14 protein-coding genes are annotated in these 16972 nt (G+C 49.2%); 10 read left to right on the forward strand and 4 right to left on the reverse strand.

The annotated features are described in order from the left end of the window. Positions 1 to 23 precede the first annotated feature (23 nt). From BQ5591_RS18455 to BQ5591_RS18480, 6 genes are all read left to right on the forward strand, one after another. Complete coding sequence (locus tag BQ5591_RS18455; protein ID WP_113740932.1) at positions 24 to 500, forward strand: DUF456 domain-containing protein; 477 nt, start codon at positions 24 to 26, stop codon at positions 498 to 500. A 276-nt stretch (positions 501 to 776) separates the two neighbouring features. After that, positions 777 to 1541 (forward strand): ParA family protein, encoded by a 765-nt coding sequence (locus BQ5591_RS18460; RefSeq protein ID WP_022162062.1) that lies wholly within the window; start codon positions 777 to 779, stop codon positions 1539 to 1541. A 23-nt stretch (positions 1542 to 1564) separates the two neighbouring features. Then, positions 1565 to 2455 carry a ParB/RepB/Spo0J family partition protein gene (locus BQ5591_RS18465; RefSeq protein WP_022162063.1) on the forward strand — a complete coding sequence of 297 codons (891 nt, stop codon included), beginning with the start codon at positions 1565 to 1567 and terminating at the stop codon, positions 2453 to 2455. Beyond that, positions 2452 to 3315, forward strand: a complete 864-nt coding sequence (locus BQ5591_RS18470; RefSeq protein ID WP_022162064.1) for a DUF5683 domain-containing protein — start codon at positions 2452 to 2454, stop codon at positions 3313 to 3315. Before BQ5591_RS18465 ends, BQ5591_RS18470 begins: the two co-directional genes overlap by 4 nt. Positions 3316 to 3354: 39 nt before the next feature. Further along, positions 3355 to 4662: a lytic transglycosylase domain-containing protein gene (locus BQ5591_RS18475; RefSeq protein WP_071150452.1), complete on the forward strand. Its 1308-nt coding sequence runs from the start codon at positions 3355 to 3357 to the stop codon at positions 4660 to 4662. Positions 4663 to 4859: 197 nt separating this feature from the next. After that, complete coding sequence (locus tag BQ5591_RS18480) at positions 4860 to 7118, forward strand: RelA/SpoT family protein (protein ID WP_071150453.1); 2259 nt, start codon at positions 4860 to 4862, stop codon at positions 7116 to 7118. Here the strand turns inward: BQ5591_RS18480 and BQ5591_RS18485 are convergent. Then, positions 7115 to 7492 carry a MerR family transcriptional regulator gene (locus BQ5591_RS18485; RefSeq protein ID WP_022162067.1) on the reverse strand — a complete coding sequence of 126 codons (378 nt, stop codon included), beginning with the start codon at positions 7490 to 7492 and terminating at the stop codon, positions 7115 to 7117. The genes BQ5591_RS18480 and BQ5591_RS18485 overlap by 4 nt on opposite strands. 43 nt (positions 7493 to 7535) lie before the next feature. Next, positions 7536 to 8504: a M23 family metallopeptidase gene (locus BQ5591_RS18490; RefSeq protein WP_071150454.1), complete on the reverse strand. Its 969-nt coding sequence runs from the start codon at positions 8502 to 8504 to the stop codon at positions 7536 to 7538. A 234-nt stretch (positions 8505 to 8738) separates the two neighbouring features. Between BQ5591_RS18490 and alaS the strand changes: the two genes are divergently transcribed. After that, a complete protein-coding gene (alaS, locus tag BQ5591_RS18495) occupies positions 8739 to 11360 on the forward strand; it encodes an alanine--tRNA ligase (protein ID WP_071150455.1) in 2622 nt (873 codons plus the stop codon). 472 nt (positions 11361 to 11832) lie between these two features. On the opposite strand, the gene BQ5591_RS18500 is transcribed toward alaS, so the two are convergent. Next, the gene (locus BQ5591_RS18500) at positions 11833 to 13251 is read right to left on the reverse strand and encodes an ATP-dependent DNA helicase (RefSeq protein ID WP_071150456.1); all 1419 of its coding nucleotides are present in this window, start codon (positions 13249 to 13251) and stop codon (positions 11833 to 11835) included. Positions 13252 to 13346: 95 nt separating this feature from the next. On the opposite strand from BQ5591_RS18500, the gene BQ5591_RS18505 reads away from it, so the two are divergent. Genes BQ5591_RS18505 through rsmD form a run of 3 tightly spaced genes read left to right on the forward strand, consistent with a single transcriptional unit; the run spans position 13347 to position 15354 of the window. Beyond that, a complete protein-coding gene (locus tag BQ5591_RS18505; RefSeq protein WP_071150457.1) occupies positions 13347 to 14033 on the forward strand; it encodes a hypothetical protein in 687 nt (228 codons plus the stop codon). Positions 14034 to 14047: 14 nt separating this feature from the next. Beyond that, positions 14048 to 14827 (forward strand): DUF3822 family protein, encoded by a 780-nt coding sequence (locus tag BQ5591_RS18510; protein ID WP_071150458.1) that lies wholly within the window; start codon positions 14048 to 14050, stop codon positions 14825 to 14827. Continuing rightward, positions 14818 to 15354, forward strand: coding sequence for a 16S rRNA (guanine(966)-N(2))-methyltransferase RsmD (gene rsmD / locus BQ5591_RS18515; RefSeq protein WP_022162073.1), 537 nt, complete (start codon positions 14818 to 14820; stop codon positions 15352 to 15354). Before BQ5591_RS18510 ends, rsmD begins: the two co-directional genes overlap by 10 nt. Positions 15355 to 15364: 10 nt before the next feature. Here the strand turns inward: rsmD and cls are convergent, their stop codons facing one another. Beyond that, entirely contained in the window at positions 15365 to 16804 is a 1440-nt protein-coding gene (cls, locus tag BQ5591_RS18520) for a cardiolipin synthase (RefSeq protein ID WP_071150459.1), read from the reverse strand. Positions 16805 to 16972: the final 168 nt, after the last annotated feature.

Below are 16972 nucleotides of genomic sequence, written 5' to 3' on the forward strand. Positions count from 1 at the left end.
TCTAAAAATATACAAGTCAAATGATAGCAGACATTCTACTCATCGTCTTCGGCATCATCTGCCTGCTGGTAGGCTTGGCCGGCTGTATTCTTCCTGCCTTACCAGGCCCTCCGTTGGCTTATATCGGCATGCTTCTGCTCCATTTCACCGATCGTGCCCAGTTCAGCACCATCGAGCTAGTAGTGTGGCTCGTGCTGGTCATCCTCATCCAAGTACTCGACTATTTCGTGCCCCTATTAGGTGCTAAATATAGCGGAGGCACACGTTGGGGCACACGTGGCTGTCTGGCAGGTACCCTTGTCGGCCTATTTTTCATGCCTTGGGGAATTATCCTTGGTCCGTTTTTAGGCGCATTTGTAGGCGAATTGCTGGGAGGGCGCGAAACCAAAGACGCCTTACGTTCAGGCCTTGGCTCTCTGATAGGTTTTCTGCTCGGCACTGCCCTGAAGTGCGCCCTGTGCGGATACTTCATCTGGAAGTTTACCATAGCCCTGCTCTGATTCCCTCAATCCTCCCTGCAAGCATTCAAATAAATCTTAATCTTCACCAAGCGCAAAGGCAAAACTCAAAGATTTCCAATATAATTCCGTATATTTGCCCCCTGATGGAGAAAAGTACTCGACGAAAGCGGCAGGCTTGACAAAATCATTTCAAGTACCTCCGAAGTTATTAACAAAAAGGGCGACTTATCAACCGTTTTTGCAATCTCCTCCGGATTTTTGCAGGCGCTATCAGAAATAATCACTTATTTCGCCGCCGATAAAAATATTGAGAATATGGGAAAAATTATTGCAATGGCAAACCAAAAGGGTGGAGTAGGCAAAACAACTACCACCATCAATCTGGCGGCATCGCTGGCCACCCTTGAGAAAAAAGTGCTCGTTGTAGACGCCGACCCGCAGGCCAACGCCTCTTCGGGACTTGGAGTAGACATCAAACAAGCCGAATGCACTATCTACGAGTGCATTATCGATCGTGCCAATGTGCGTGAAGCAATCCATGACACCGAGATTGAAACGCTCAAGGTTATCTCTTCTCACATCAATTTAGTAGGCGCCGAAATCGAAATGCTCAACCTGAAGAACCGCGAACGGATACTGAAGGAAGTGCTTTCACCACTAAAGAATGAATTTGATTATATTTTAATCGACTGTTCTCCTTCGCTGGGACTGATTACTGTGAACGCACTTACCGCTGCCGACTCGGTCATCATCCCCGTGCAAGCCGAATATTTCGCGCTGGAAGGAATCAGTAAACTGCTGAACACTATTAAAATCATCAAGTCGAAACTGAATCCGGCCTTGGAAATAGAAGGTTTCTTGCTGACCATGTACGACTCACGTCTACGACAGGCCAACCAGATATATGACGAAGTTAAACGCCATTTCCAAGAACTGGTATTCAAAACCGTCATACAACGCAACGTCAAACTGAGCGAAGCACCCAGTTATGGCTTGCCAACTATCCTTTACGATGCCGACTCGACCGGAGCCAAAAATCACATGGCATTGGCCAAAGAGCTGATAGAAAGAGAAAAATAACAGGAAAAGAGAATTTGTAAAATATGGCACAAAAAAGAAATGCATTAGGACGCGGCCTGGACGCCTTGCTCTCCATGGACGACGTAAAGACTGAAGGCTCCTCCTCCATCAACGAGATCGAGCTGTCGAAAATCGTCGTCAACCCCAACCAGCCGCGACGCGAATTCGACCCCGTAGCCTTGCAGGAACTGGCCGACTCCATCGCCGAAATAGGTATCATCCAGCCTATCACCCTGCGTAAGCTATCCGACGACGAATATCAAATCATCGCCGGCGAACGTCGTTTTCGCGCTTCACAGATGGCAGGCCTCACCAGCATACCCGCCTACATCCGTACTGCCGACGACGAAAATGTAATGGAAATGGCCCTCATTGAGAACATCCAACGTGAGGACCTGAATTCCGTCGAAATAGCCTTGGCCTATCAGCACCTGCTCGAACAATACGGGCTGACACAAGAGCGTCTCAGCGAACGCGTCGGCAAGAAGCGTACCACCATAGCCAATTACCTGCGACTTCTGAAACTACCTGCCCCTGTACAGATAGGATTGCAAAACAAGTTGATAGACATGGGGCATGCCCGTGCACTGGTAACCTTGGGCGACCCGAAGTTACAAGTCAAGATATTCGAAGAAATACTGGAACATGGCTACTCCGTACGCAAAGTCGAAGAAATTGTAAAATCGCTCAGCGAAGGCGAAACCGTCAAAAGCGGAAGTCGCAAAATAGCCCCCAAACGAGCCAAGCTGCCCGAAGAATTCAACATGCTGAAACAGCAACTGTCCGGCTTCTTCAATACCAAAGTGCAGTTGACCTGTTCAGAGAAAGGAAAAGGGAAAATCAGCATCCCGTTCAACAACGAAGAAGAACTGGAACGCATCATCGGTATTCTTGATACTCTAAAAAATAAATGACAAGAAGAAATACTACATATCACGTGATTATTGCCCTGCTCTTTTGCACCCTGCAAATGGCGGGGATTGCCGTGTATGGGCAAAACCGTCCGCGAGCCGCTTCCAAAAGAATGCACTCACTGACAGCTGATACCACCAATTCAGTACGTCCACAGGCCATCGGATTAGCAGCAGACAGTCTGAGCATCGTACCGACAGACTCCACACTGACCGAAGTGGCCGATACCCCCGACTCATTATCCGTAGCAGACAGTATCGCTGCCGAAAACAGAAGAAAAATGCTTGAAATGACTTCGGCTACCAGCCCGCAGGTCAAGCCCACCCCAACCGACAGCCTGCAACAAGACCTCAACCGAAAAGTTTGGGTTCCCAATCCGACCAAAGCTACATGGCTTGCCCTTGTCATCCCAGGTGGCGGACAGATATACAACCGAAAATTCTGGAAACTCCCCATCTTCTATGGAGGATTTGCCGGATGTGCCTATGCCTTGACATGGAACAGCAAGATGTACAAAGACTATTCGAATGCCTATAAAGACGCCGTCAACGAAAAATGGGATTCGAACAGCATTTTGGACTTATTGCCACCAGGATATTTGGACCGCGTTTCGAAAACCCAATTGACAGAAACCCTCCGGAAACGAAAAGACACCTTCCGCCGATACCGTGATATGAGTATCTTTGCATTTATCGGAGTATATCTGCTATCGGTAGTCGATGCATACGTCGACGCCGAATTGTCCAACTTCGACATCAGCCCCGACCTGAGCATGCGTGTCGAACCGGCCATCATCAACAACAATCAGAGCAGTAGTTTCTCCAGCAAATCGCTTGGAGTACAATGCAGCTTCCGATTCTAAGAAAAGACAATCTTATTAAAGCACATTATAATGATAACCATGATAACAAAAAATATACGTCTGAAGCAAATCATAGCAACTTCCGCCTTGCTTCTATGCACCCTGCTGCCTACCACCACCCACGCACAGAATAGCGTAGACGTGCTGATACACGAGAACGGGACCGAGCGTAAGGAAACAATTGATTTGCCTGTAAGTATGACCTATCCGCTAGACAGCCTGTTAAACGACTGGAAAGCCAAAACATACATCGACTTAGGAAAGGATTGCAGCACTTCACCAGACAATCCGCTGTTCAGCGATTCTGTATACATGGATCGTTTGGCCAAGATGCCAACTATTATGGAGATGCCTTACAATGAAATCGTACGCAAGTTCATCGACATGTACACCAGCCGCCTGCGTTCACAAGTAGCTTTTATGCTCAGTGCCTGCAATTTCTACATGCCCATTTTCGAAGAAGCACTCGATGCCTATAACTTACCGTTAGAACTGCGCTACCTGCCCATCATCGAGTCAGCCCTCAACCCTTCGGCCGTATCGCGTGCAGGTGCAGCAGGCCTATGGCAATTCATGATCAGTACAGGCAAACTCTACGGTTTGGAGAGTAACAGCCTAGTAGACGAACGCCGTGACCCCATCAAAGCAACTTGGGCCGCCGCCCGCTACCTGAAAGACATGTACGACATCTATAAAGACTGGAATCTGGTCATAGCCGCTTATAACTGCGGTCCCGGCACTATCAACAAAGCTATCCGTCGTTCGGGAGGTCAAACCGACTACTGGGCCATCTACAACTATTTGCCTCGCGAAACACGCGGATATGTACCCGCCTTTATTGCAGCCAATTATGTGATGACTTACTATTGCAAGCACAACATCTGTCCCATGGAGACCAACATTCCTGATGCCACCGACACCGTGCAAGTAAGCCGCAATCTGCACTTTGAACAGATAGCCGATATTTGTGGCGTGCCGCTGGATGAAATAAAAAGTCTGAATCCTCAATACAAACGTAGCATTATCCCCGGCGAAAGCAAACCTCAAACCCTGCGCCTGCCTGTTACTGCCATCAGTACATTCATTGACCGTCAGGACACCATCTACACACACCGCCAGGCAGAACTGTTCAAAAATCGCCGTACTGTATCTGTAGCCAGCACCAGCCGTTCATCAAAGAGCAGCAGTACAGCCAATGGAGACGTGACCTACTACCGCATCAAAAACGGTGATACCCTGGGAGGTATAGCTGAGCGGTACGGAGTAAGTGTAAAACGGTTGAGAGAATGGAATGGACTCAGGAACAACAATATACGAGCTGGGAAGACCCTGAAGATATACAAATAAATCTTGTTCAAGTTTCTCAAATGAGAAACTTGAACTATTTTATCCCAATACTTTCTAACCTACAATTAAGCGACCGAAAGCACTTACCTTTAACTCGTCATTTGCAAATATTCGTGTTTTAACAACCAAAACACTTGCAAGCTTTTGAAAAATACTTATTTTTGCAAAAAAGAGAGTGAAACAAGGAGGAACACTGTATGGACGAAAATACAACCATGAAAGAAAAAGCACAGGATGAAATGATTGAACAGGCGTTTCAAGAGTTGCTGAACGACTATCTGGCAACCAAACACCGCAAACGAGTCGAAATCATCACCAAAGCTTTCAATTTTGCCAATCAAGCACACAAAGGCATTAAACGGCGTTCGGGAGAGCCATACATTATGCACCCCATAGCCGTAGCCAAAATTGTGTGTAATGAAATAGGACTTGGCTCCACGTCCATCTGTGCCGCTTTGCTGCACGATGTCGTAGAAGACACCGACTACACGGTAGAAGACATCGAAAACATATTCGGCCCCAAAATAGCCCAGATCGTAGACGGTCTGACCAAAATATCAGGCGGTATTTTCGGTGACCAGGCTTCGGCACAAGCCGAAAACTTCAAGAAGTTGCTGCTTACCATGAGCAACGACATACGCGTCATTCTCATCAAAATAGCCGACCGACTGCACAACATGCGTACACTGGGCTCCATGCTGCCCAACAAACAATACAAGATTGCAGGTGAAACCCTCTACATCTATGCTCCATTGGCCAATCGATTGGGATTGTACAAAATCAAAACCGAACTCGAAAATCTAAGCTTCAAATACGAACATCCAGAAGAATACAAGGAAATAGAAGACAAGCTTGCCGCTACAGCTGCCGAACGCGACAAGGTATTCAAGGAATTTACCACCCCTATCCGCGCACAGTTGGACAAGATGGGGCTGAAATACCGCATTCTGGCACGCGTCAAGTCCATTTACTCCATTTGGAATAAGATGCAGACCAAGCATGTTCCTTTCGAGGAAATCTACGATCTGCTGGCCGTGCGTATCATCTTCACTCCCCGCAATATGGATGAAGAGTTGAACGACTGCTTCGACATCTATGTAGCTATCTCGAAGATATACAAGCCTCATCCCGACCGCCTGCGCGACTGGGTAAGCCATCCCAAAGCCAACGGCTATCAGGCACTTCACGTCACCCTAATGGGCAACAACGGCCAATGGATTGAAGTACAGATACGAAGCGAACGGATGAACGATGTTGCCGAACAAGGTTTCGCCGCCCATTGGAAGTACAAAGAAGGCGGAGGTAGCGAAGACGAAGGCGAACTGGAAAAATGGTTGCGTACCATCAAGGAAATTCTCGACGACCCTCAGCCGGACGCCATCGACTTTCTCGATACCATCAAACTGAACCTTTTTGCTTCGGAGATATTCGTATTCACCCCCAAGGGAGAACTCAAAACCATGCCGCAGAACTGTACGGCACTCGACTTTGCCTTCTCCCTGCATACCGACATAGGAAGCCATTGCATCGGAGCCAAGGTGAACCACAAACTGGTACCGTTAAGCCACAAACTGCAAAGCGGTGACCAGGTAGAGATTCTGACGTCCAAAGCCCAGCGTGTACAAGCCGAATGGATGAACTTTGCTACCACTGCACGTGCACGCTCCAAGATAGCTTCTATCCTGCGTAAAGAAGCGAAAGCCAATCAAAAAGCCGGAGAAGCCATTCTGGCCGATTTCCTGAAAGCAGAAGACGTACGTATGGACGATTCTGCCATCGACAAGCTAACCCATCTGCACAACTTCCACAATCGGGAGGAACTGTTTATTGCCATCGGAAGCAAAAAGCTGATACTGGGCGATGCCGACAGAAACGTATTCAAAGCAAAACAAGGAAAGAGTTGGAAGAAGCTACTCTCCTTCTCGTTTGGAGGTAGTAAAGAAGAAAAAGAGCCTAATGAGGAAAAATCTGCCGAAAAGAATACGCAGGAAAAGATCGATACCAAAAAGATTCTGAAGCTGACCGAAGAGGCCATCTCCAAAGAATACCTCATGGCTCCCTGCTGCCACCCCATACCGGGCGATGACGTGCTTGGCTATATCAACGAAAACAATCAGGTCATCATCCACAAACGGCAGTGCCCCATCGCCATCAAGCTGAAAAGCAGCTATGGAAACCGCATCATTGCTACCCAATGGGACACCCACAAAGAACTCTCTTTCCTGGTAACTATATATATAAAAGGTATAGATGCCGTAGGATTGCTGAACGAAGTGACGCAAATCATCTCGCGCCAACTGAACGTGAATATCCGCAAACTGAATATTGAAACCAACGACGGCATCTTCGAAGGAAAAATACAACTTTACGTACACGATGTAGACGACGTACGCACCATCTGTAACAACCTGAAACAAGTAAAGAACATCAAGCAGGTATCGCGCATCGAGGACTAGTCATTATCCTTTTGCATATCCGTCTGCCCCTCGGTGAAAGCATCGAGGGCATCGCGCATGCCTATCAGTTCTTCACGGATAGCCTTCAGACGCTCTACAGTTTCAAAATTGCGCAAGGTCGATTCGCGCCGGTCTTTCATTCGCTGACGGGCACCAGGCAAGGTCATACCTCTTTCTTTGACCAAATAATAAATCAGTTTCAGTGTCTCGATGTCTTCCTTGCGATACTGACGTATGCCGCGTCCTGCCTTTTTGGGATTGAGTTGCGGAAATTCGCGTTCCCAGAAACGGAGCAACGACTCATTGACTCCAAACATCTCGGCTACTTCGCCAATGGAATAATACAATTTCAGATTCTTATCGGTATTCAGCATGATTTGTTCCTCAATTTAGCATACAACAAAACCTGTTTAGCCATCAATCCATCATCTTTCCATGATTTTCGGCTATCTGAATCATACGGTCGTAATCTTCAGCACTAAGATCCATGAAGTAGTAGTTGACAGGATTCACCACCTGACCTTTCACGTGGACTTCGTAATGCAGATGCGGACCGGTACTTTTACCCGTATTGCCCACACCTCCAATCACTTCGCCACGCACTACACGCTTGCCCAGCTTGGTACGGAACTCTTTCAGATGAGCGTACCACGTCTGATAACCGAAACCGTGGTCAATGACAATCGTATTGCCGTATCCCGTTTCCCAGCCCATCTTTACCACCGTACCGTCGCCCGTAGCGTATACATCCGTACCCGGATTAGCCGAAAAGTCCATGCCCGCATGGAAACGGGTAGTACCATAGATAGGGTCAATACGTGTACCATAACCCGAAGCTGTCTGTTTCAGGTTCTTATTGGATATGGGCTGAATGGCCGGAATACACTTCAGCATTTCATCGTGCTGCTTGCACATCTCCACCACATCGTCGAACGAGCGCGACTGGATGTAGAGCTGCTTGGTCAGCATGTCGAGCTTCTGCGTGGTATTGATAACGAGTTCAGAGCTGGCCATCCCCATCAGATGCTCGTAGCGGTTGGTACCGCCATAACCGGCCTGACGAATGGCTGAAGGAATGGGGTCGGCCTGAAAGATAACACGATACAGGTTGTCATCGCGCTGCTGAATGTCCTGAAGCACGCCCATCGCCTCGTTTATCCGATGCGAAAGCACATTGTACTGTGCCTGCAAACGGCTGTTTTCCTGGCGTAACTCTTTCTCGGAGGGAGAACCAAAAATCAGTAACAGAACAATGAAGCAACCTGCCCCAAGCCCCATGCCGATAAACAGACGACGGGCATAACTCATCATCCGCTGGCGGACAGTAGGATAAATACGGTCGTACGTCTGTGTCCGAGGATTATATATGTAGTATACTTTGCGCATCTTTTGGAAATATTTTCGCTGGTCGATGGGGCAAAAGTAATAAAAACAAGCTATCTTTGCGCTGTTTTTTTGAGTTTTTAAGTTCTTTAGTCTTTTGACTTTGTTTGTTTTAGCCGACAAACGAAGCTGATGTTCCTCAGTAGTGGGTTCGTCGGGCAGGTGCTACTGCCGGACAAAAGGCAGACTGAAAACTCAAAACTTATAAATCCGGATATTAAAAAACTCGAATAGAATATGTTGACAGCAAACGAAATCAGAGACTCATTCAAGAGTTTCTTTGCGAGCAAAGGACACCTGATTGTTCCTTCGGCCCCGATGGTGATAAAAGACGACCCCACGCTGATGTTTACCAACGCGGGCATGAACCAGTTCAAAGACATTATCCTGGGCAACCACCCGGCCAAAAACAAAAGAGTCGCGGACTCGCAGAAGTGCCTCCGTGTAAGCGGTAAGCATAACGACTTGGAAGAAGTGGGACACGACACGTACCACCACACCATGTTCGAGATGCTGGGCAACTGGTCGTTTGGCGACTACTTCAAAAAAGAAGCCATTTCGTGGGCTTGGGAATACCTGGTAGATGTACTGAAAATCAATCCTGAAAACCTTTATGCCACCGTCTTCGAAGGAAGTGCCGAGGAAGGACTCGAACGCGACAACGAAGCTGCCTCGTACTGGGAGCAGTTCTTGCCGAAAGACCACATCCTGAACGGAAACAAGCACGACAACTTCTGGGAGATGGGCGATACAGGCCCCTGCGGACCGTGCTCGGAGATACATATCGACTCGCGCTCGGAAGAGGAGAAAGCCAAAGTGCCCGGACGTGAGCTGGTAAATAAGGACCATCCGCAAGTTATCGAAATATGGAACCTCGTGTTCATGCAATACAACCGCAAGGCCGACGGCAGCCTCGAACCGCTTCCCGCCAAGGTGATCGACACCGGTATGGGCTTCGAGCGTCTGGTACGTACCTTGCAGGGCAAGACGTCCAACTATGACACCGACGTCTTCCAACCCATCCTGAAAGCCGTAGGCGACATGGCTGGAAAGGCATACGGCACCGATGAGAAGTCGGACATCGCCATGCGCGTCGTTGCCGACCACATCCGTACCATCGCCTTCTCTATCACCGACGGCCAGCTGCCCAGCAATGCCAAGGCAGGTTACGTCATCCGCCGTATCCTGCGCCGTGCTGTACGCTACGGTTACACGTTCCTGGGACAGAAGCAAGCCTTCATGTACAAGCTCATCCCCGTGCTGATAGACAACATGGGCGAAGCCTATCCCGAACTGAAGGCACAAAAAGAACTGATTGTCAAAGTCATCAAGGAAGAGGAAGAAGCATTCCTGCGCACGCTCGAAACCGGCATCCGTCTGCTGGACAAGACCATGGCCGACACCAAAGCAGCAGGCAAGACTGAAATCAGCGGAAAAGATGCCTTCACCCTGTATGACACGTTCGGATTCCCACTCGACCTGACCGAACTGATTCTGCGCGAAAACGGTATGACTGCCGACCTGAAGGAGTTCGATGCCGAAATGCAGCAGCAGAAGCAGCGTGCCCGCAACGCCGCCGCCGTTGAGACCGGCGACTGGATTACGCTGAAAGAAGGCACTACCGAGTTTGTAGGTTACGACTATACCGAATACGAAACAAGCATCCTGCGCTATCGCCAAATCAAACAAAAGAACCAGACTCTTTACCAAATTGTGCTGGACAAGACTCCGTTCTATGCCGAAAGCGGTGGTCAGGTGGGCGACACCGGTGTGCTGGTCAACGAATTCGAGACTATCGAAATCATCGACACCAAGAAGGAGAACAACCTCCCCATCCATCTGACAAAGAAGCTGCCCGAACACCTCGACGCACCGATGATGGCTTGCGTAGATACCGACAAGCGTGCAGCCTGTGCTGCCAACCACTCGTGCACACACTTGCTGGACGAGGCTTTGCGTACCGTACTGGGCGACCACGTAGAGCAGAAGGGTTCGCTTGTGACACCCGACTCGCTGCGTTTCGACTTCTCGCACTTCCAGAAGGTGACCGACGAACAGTTGCGTCAGGTAGAGCATCTGGTCAACGCCAAGATACGCGCTAATATTCCGTTGAAAGAATACCGCAATATACCTATTGAAGAGGCCAAAGAGCTGGGTGCCATCGCCCTGTTTGGTGAAAAGTACGGCGACCACGTACGTGTCATCCAGTTTGGTTCGTCCATCGAGTTCTGCGGCGGAACGCACGTAGCCGCTACGGGTAACATCGGTATGGTGAAGATTCTGTCCGAAAGTTCCGTTGCTGCCGGCGTACGACGCATCGAGGCTGTAACCGGAGCCAAGGTAGAAGAAATGATTGACAGCTTCCAGGACACTATGCGCGACCTGAAGTCATTGTTCAACAATGCTCCCGACCTGGCTGGCGCCATCCGCAAGTACATCGAAGAGAATGCCGGACTGAAGAAGCAGATCGAAGAGTACATGAAGGAGAAGGAAGCCCAACTGAAGGAACGACTGCTGCAAAGCATGAAGGAAGTGAACGGCGTGAAAGTCATCAAGTTCTGTGCTACCATGACTCCGCCCGAAACGGTGAAGAACATCGCCTTCCAGCTGCGCGGCGAAGTGACAGAAAACCTGTTCTTCGTAGCTGGAACCGTCTTCGAAGGCAGACCTACACTGACCGTCATGCTGAGCGACAATCTGGTTGCCGGCGGACTGAAAGCTGGTGCACTGGTGAAAGAAGCTGCCAAACTGATGCTGGGCGGTGGCGGCGGACAGCCTCACTTCGCAACTGCCGGCGGTAAGAACCCCGACGGCGTAAGTGCCGCTGTAGACAAAGTGCTGGAACTGGCTGGCATCTGATTACAAGCATTCTGAAAAAATATTCCCGAAACAGGAAGTCGGCTATACAGGGCCGTACTTCCTGTTTTTTTGTATCTATTGATACAAGAACATCATGTATACCTGGCACACCGAGAACAGACAAGCAAGCCAGAAGAGCATTTAACAAAGTGTATAGCTAAGCTGGAACAGTTCCCGACAACTGTCTATCGTGGCAGTCTACAAAGCTCAAAAGCGTACAATTATATCGGGAGAAAAACGACGGATGCAGGCGTCGTAACGACTGCAAGCAGGCTGCACTGTCGCTGCAAACTTGTTGCAGTGTTACTGCAAGCTGGTTGCAGACGTACTGCAAGCCCGTTGCAGCGGCACTGCAAAGGCGTTTGCAGCAGCACTGCACACTTGTTTGCAGTAACGCTGCAACAAGTATGCAGTACTTTGCAGTCAGGTTATGGCCGAAAGGAAGACTTGTGATTCCCTCGGCCAACCCTACTTATTCCACTTGTTCTTCGGGATAGTTTACCAGATAAAGCGTGCCTGTGGCACGGGTAAAGGCAGTGTATAGCCAGCGGAAATAATCGGGCGTCAGATACTCGTCCGACAGGTAACCCTGATCCAGAAATACGTTTTTCCACTGTCCGCCCTGCGCCTTGTGGCAGGTGACGGCGTAGGCATACTTCACCTGCAAGGCATTGTAGTAAGGATCGGCCTTCATCTTCTTCATGCGGTCGCGCTTCAGCGGGATGTCGGCATAGTCTTCGAGCACGGTGTAGAACAGGCGGTCGTTGTCGGCCTTCGGCAGAGCCGGAGCATCGCTGTGCAAGGTGTCGAGCAGCAGGTTCACTTCGAGCTCGAAATCGTCGTAATCGGGAAAGGCTAGCGTAACGTCTGCAAAACGGAATCCGTACATCTCGCGTGTACGACGTACACGCCGCACTACGGCCGTCTCGCCGTTGGCAATGAAATCCATCGTCTTGTTCTTCTCCGTCCAATAATAGTTGTTCTTGGCCACCATCAGCCAGTCGCCCGACTCCAGTTCCTCCTCACGCCACAGAATCTGTGCCCGTATGCCCTTATTATAAAGGTTGGCACGCTTGTTGCTGCGGCACACGACGATGGTCTCGTCCATTCCGTCTCGACCGTAGCAAGTCTCCAGTGCTTCTATCAGTTCGCTTCCGGGCAGCACCCGGATGTCGGGAAAAGCACTCACACGGATTTTGGGCAGACTGAAGCAATCGTCCTCTGCAATCAGCTGACGCAGGCGGGTAGCATTCCACAAGATGCCCGACTGCTGCTCCTGCCTGACCACCTGCGTCAGGTCCGTCTCCATCACCTCCAGCCCGTACCCCCGCAACGCATCGGCACAGAGCGCCGGACTCTGCTCCTCGCCCACCGGCGGAAGCTGTGCCGTGTCGCCCAACAGCAGCAGGCGGCATCCCATGCCCGAATAGACAAACTGCACCAAGTCGTCGAGCAAACGGCCCGTACCGAAAGCCGACCCCGACAGTCCGTCGTTTGCTATCATCGAAGCTTCGTCCACTATATATAAAGTATGCGTCGTCAGGTTGTCGTTCAGCGCAAAATTGCTCATCTCGTTCGAAAAAGCCTGCTGCCTGTATATCTTCTTATGAATGGTAAAGGCCGCGTGGCCGGCATAGCCGGCAAAGACTTTAGCCGCCCGCCCGGTCGGAGCCATCAGCACCGACTTCTGCTGCAGCTTGTCGAGGGTACGCACCAGTGCTCCCACCAGCGAAGTCTTTCCGGTTCCCGCGTATCCCCGCAACAGGAAAACCACATCGGACGAGGCCGAACAAAGGAATTCCGACAAATATTTTATTGCATTTTCCTGCTCCGAAGTTGGTTGATAAGGAAAATTTTCCTTAATTTGCCTTTCTAAATAGTTATTTATCATTTTTGTAACAGAAAAAAGTAAGAGGAACAGTCATTTTTAAATTTATTTCTTTTATTTTTGCGGTGCGAATATAACAACTAAAAAACATATTTATCATGAAAACAGTATTTAATATCGTTTTAGGCTTGTGCATTATAGCGTTGGTTTACATCTGCTACGCCAGCATCATGGGGCCTATCGATTTTGAGAATGCCAAGAAACAGAGAGATGCAGCGGTCATTGCCCGTCTGATTGACATCCGCAAGGCTCAAAGTGAGTATCGTAACTTGAACAACCAGCAGTACACGGCCAGCTTCGATACGCTGATTGACTTCGTCAAGAACCAGAAGCTCCCCTTCATCTACAAGCAAGGCGAGTTGACCGACAAGCAGTTGGAAGACGGTTTGACTGAAAAGAAAGCCATCAACATCATCGAAAAAGCAAAGAAAAGCGGTAACTATGCTGAAGTAAAGAAATGGGGTTTGGAAAACTTCAAGCGTGATACTTTGTGGATAGCCGTATTGGATACTATCTTCCCGAAAGGCTTCAATGCCGATTCTCTGAGATACATTCCTTACGGAAACGGTGCACAGTTCGAAATGGCTATCAAGAACGATACAGCCAAGTCTGGTGCTCCTTTCTGCCTGCTCGAAGTTAAGGCTCCGTACGACATTTATCTGAACGGTCTGGACAAGCAAGAAATTGCTAACCTGAAAGACGTACAGACTAAGCTGAACAAGTACTGCGGTCTGATGATCGGTAGCTTGGAAACAGCTAACAACAATGCCGGTAACTGGGAATAATACGTTGAGTTTAAATGATAGAAAACACTGATTTCAACAAATCGGAACAGTATACATTATCCATCCGTCTTAGTACGGATGGATTTTCTTTTTCTGTATTCAACCCTCTGGGAGAAGGGGAATACTCCTTCTACGACCGGCAGGTAGACGAGTCGCTCTCGCTGACCGCCAACCTGAAACAAACCTTCCGCGAGGTAGAATGGCTGAACCGCCCCTACAGGCGAGTCAATGCACTGATAGCCAACAAACGTTTCACCTTCGTGCCACTCGAATTCTTCGAAGACGAACAGGCCGAAACCGTATTCTACCACAATCTGACGAAAAAAGACAACGAGCTGGTGCAATACGACATCCTGCACAACAATAACATCGTCGTGCTGTACGGTGTCGACAAAACCAGTTTCACCTTCCTGCGCGAACAGTATGCCGACATCAAGTTTCACGCACAGTCCAGCCCGCTTATCGAGTACTATGCCGCCAAGAGTCGGTTGGGCAACAACCGGAAGATGTACGTTTACCTGCAAACCGGCAGTCTAAACGTATATGCATACGAACGCGGACGCCTGCTACTGGCCAACTCTTTCGACTGCAAAGTCAATGCCGACCGTATCTATTACCTTCTTTACATCTGGAAAGAACTTGGTCTGGACCAGGAACGCGACGAGTTGCACCTGAGCGGTAACCTGAACGAAAAGAAAGACCTACTGGCCGAACTGCGAAAATTCATCAGCCGGGTATTCGTCATGAATCCGGCCAACAACTTAGACCTGCAAACCATCAACTTATGCGAGTAATCAGCGGAATATACAAAAGAAGACGCTTCGACGTGCCACGCACGTTCAAGGCACGTCCTACTACAGACTTTGCCAAAGAAAACCTGTTTAACGTCCTGTCCAACTACATCGACTTTGAAGAAGGCGGCATACGTGCCCTCGACCTCTTTGCAGGCACAGGAAGCATCAGTATCGAACTGCTGTCCAGAGGATGCGACCAGGTAGTCAGCGTCGAGAAAGACCGCGACCACTACGCTTTCATCTGCAAAATCATGCAAGAAGTCAAGACTGACCGCTGTTTCCCCGTTCGTGGCGACGTATTCAAGTACATTCAGGGAAGCCGTGAACAGTTCGACTTCATCTTTGCCGACCCTCCCTACGAACTGCCCGGTCTGGAGACTCTCCCCGACCTCATCTTCGAAAACAACCTGCTGAAAGAAGACTGCCTGTTCGTGCTTGAACACGGCAAGAAAAACAACTTCGAAACACATCCACACTTTGTGGAAAGAAGAGTATACGGCAGCGTCAACTTCAGCTTCTTCCGTTGAACGTTTCCGGTTATAGCACCGGCGAGAAGAGACGGACTACACTTTCGGCTGCCTTCCGGTGCCACGGACGCTTTACCCAGTTCTTCAGGAATACCTGTACACAGTCGCGCTGGTCTTGCAGAAAAATCTCACGCATCTGCAACGCCGTCTCTACGTCGTAGACAAATGCATTTACCTCAAAATTGTGCTCAAAGCTGCGGAAATCGATATTAGTAGACCCTACCGTCGACAGTTCATCATCCGAAACCATCAGCTTGGAGTGAAGAAAACCTTTCTTGTAGAAATAGACTTTCACACCCGCCTGCAACACATCAGCCAGATAAGAGCACGAAGCCAGATGCGTCAGGCGGCTGTCGGCACGCATCGGAATCATCAACCGTACATCTACCCCGGCAAGTGCAGCCGTACGCATAGCCACCAATACCGACTCGGTAGGCAGGAAATAAGGCGTCTGCATGTAGAAATACTTACGCGCCCCCATCAAAGCCATGCAAAGCCCCTGCATGATTTCCCGCCAAGGACCCACAGGTTCACTCGTCACAATCTGTGCTAAAGCCGATCCCGCACAATCTATCTTAGGGAAATAACGCGCCGAAGTTATCAGTGTACGGTCTACAAAATACCAGTCGAGCAGGAAAGCCGTCTGTAAACCGTGTACAGCCTTCCCCTCCAGCAACAGGTGTGTATCGCGCCAAATGCCCCACGCAACACCGCGCATATAGCGCTCGGCCAGATTCATGCCACCTACAAAACCTACGCGCCCGTCGATGACAACAATCTTGCGGTGATTACGATAGTTCACCTTACTGGTGAACAATGGGAAACGGACTTTCAGGAAACTACGTACCTCAATGCCCGCCTCACGCATCTGATCGAAAAAACGGTTGGGAACATGCCAACAACCTACGTCGTCGTAAAGCACCCTTACTTCGACGCCCGAACGCGCCTTGTCTATCAACACATCACGCACCAGCCGGCCGATGGCATCATCCTCGAAGATATAGAATTCCATGTGAATATGTTGCGTAGCCTTCTGCAACTCGCGCAATAAAGCCTGCAGCATAGAAAGCCCCTCGGTGTACACCAACACCCGATTGCCGTCGAAAGGAAACGCCTGATTGGCATTACGAAACAGCGAAATCAGCCTGCTGTAGTGCAACGGAAGACGACATGAACCTTGCGCCATGTATTCAGCCATCGATTTCTTCATCAGGCGACTATACAGTTTCTTCCCGATAATACGTTCACGCCGCTGGCTGCGCCCGAAAAAGAAATAGAATACCAGACCCACCACGGGCAAAAACATCAGAATCAGTATCCACGCAATAGTCTTTACCGGATTACGATTGTCGAGCACTATGACGATAATCGTACCGATAATTGCGCCAAAATAAACAATGTCGAATGCTACCGTGGCTATCTGTCCTGCTATAAGGTTCCAGTCAATCATGCAAACAAATATAAAGCTTTTTTCAGAATACTCTTCTTCTTCCAGCAGAAAATGTATTGAAAAAGGACAGCTTCTGCATATTACCGGCAACCATATTACATAAAAGACACAAGCCCAAGGCGGAAAGCATTCCGCCTCAGGCTTGCATAATAAAACTTATACCTGTTA

Origin of the sequence: Bacteroides ndongoniae (assembly GCF_900108345.1) — a bacterium.
Lineage (GTDB): Bacteria > Bacteroidota > Bacteroidia > Bacteroidales > Bacteroidaceae > Bacteroides > Bacteroides ndongoniae.

What these genes read in the sequence shown, in the direction of transcription:
- BQ5591_RS18460 (WP_022162062.1), top strand. Translation starts at nt 777, where the DNA reads ATGGGAAAAATTATTGCAATGGCAAACCAAAAGGGTGGAGTAGGCAAA.
- BQ5591_RS18465 (WP_022162063.1), top strand. Translation starts at nt 1,565, where the DNA reads ATGGCACAAAAAAGAAATGCATTAGGACGCGGCCTGGACGCCTTGCTC.
- BQ5591_RS18470 (WP_022162064.1), top strand. Translation starts at nt 2,452, where the DNA reads ATGACAAGAAGAAATACTACATATCACGTGATTATTGCCCTGCTCTTT.
- BQ5591_RS18475 (WP_071150452.1), top strand. Translation starts at nt 3,355, where the DNA reads ATGATAACAAAAAATATACGTCTGAAGCAAATCATAGCAACTTCCGCC.
- BQ5591_RS18480 (WP_071150453.1), top strand. Translation starts at nt 4,860, where the DNA reads ATGGACGAAAATACAACCATGAAAGAAAAAGCACAGGATGAAATGATT.
- BQ5591_RS18485 (WP_022162067.1), bottom strand. Translation starts at nt 7,492, where the DNA reads ATGCTGAATACCGATAAGAATCTGAAATTGTATTATTCCATTGGCGAA.
- BQ5591_RS18490 (WP_071150454.1), bottom strand. Translation starts at nt 8,504, where the DNA reads ATGCGCAAAGTATACTACATATATAATCCTCGGACACAGACGTACGAC.
- alaS (WP_071150455.1), top strand. Translation starts at nt 8,739, where the DNA reads ATGTTGACAGCAAACGAAATCAGAGACTCATTCAAGAGTTTCTTTGCG.
- BQ5591_RS18500 (WP_071150456.1), bottom strand. Translation starts at nt 13,251, where the DNA reads ATGATAAATAACTATTTAGAAAGGCAAATTAAGGAAAATTTTCCTTAT.
- BQ5591_RS18505 (WP_071150457.1), top strand. Translation starts at nt 13,347, where the DNA reads ATGAAAACAGTATTTAATATCGTTTTAGGCTTGTGCATTATAGCGTTG.
- BQ5591_RS18510 (WP_071150458.1), top strand. Translation starts at nt 14,048, where the DNA reads ATGATAGAAAACACTGATTTCAACAAATCGGAACAGTATACATTATCC.
- rsmD (WP_022162073.1), top strand. Translation starts at nt 14,818, where the DNA reads ATGCGAGTAATCAGCGGAATATACAAAAGAAGACGCTTCGACGTGCCA.
- cls (WP_071150459.1), bottom strand. Translation starts at nt 16,804, where the DNA reads ATGATTGACTGGAACCTTATAGCAGGACAGATAGCCACGGTAGCATTC.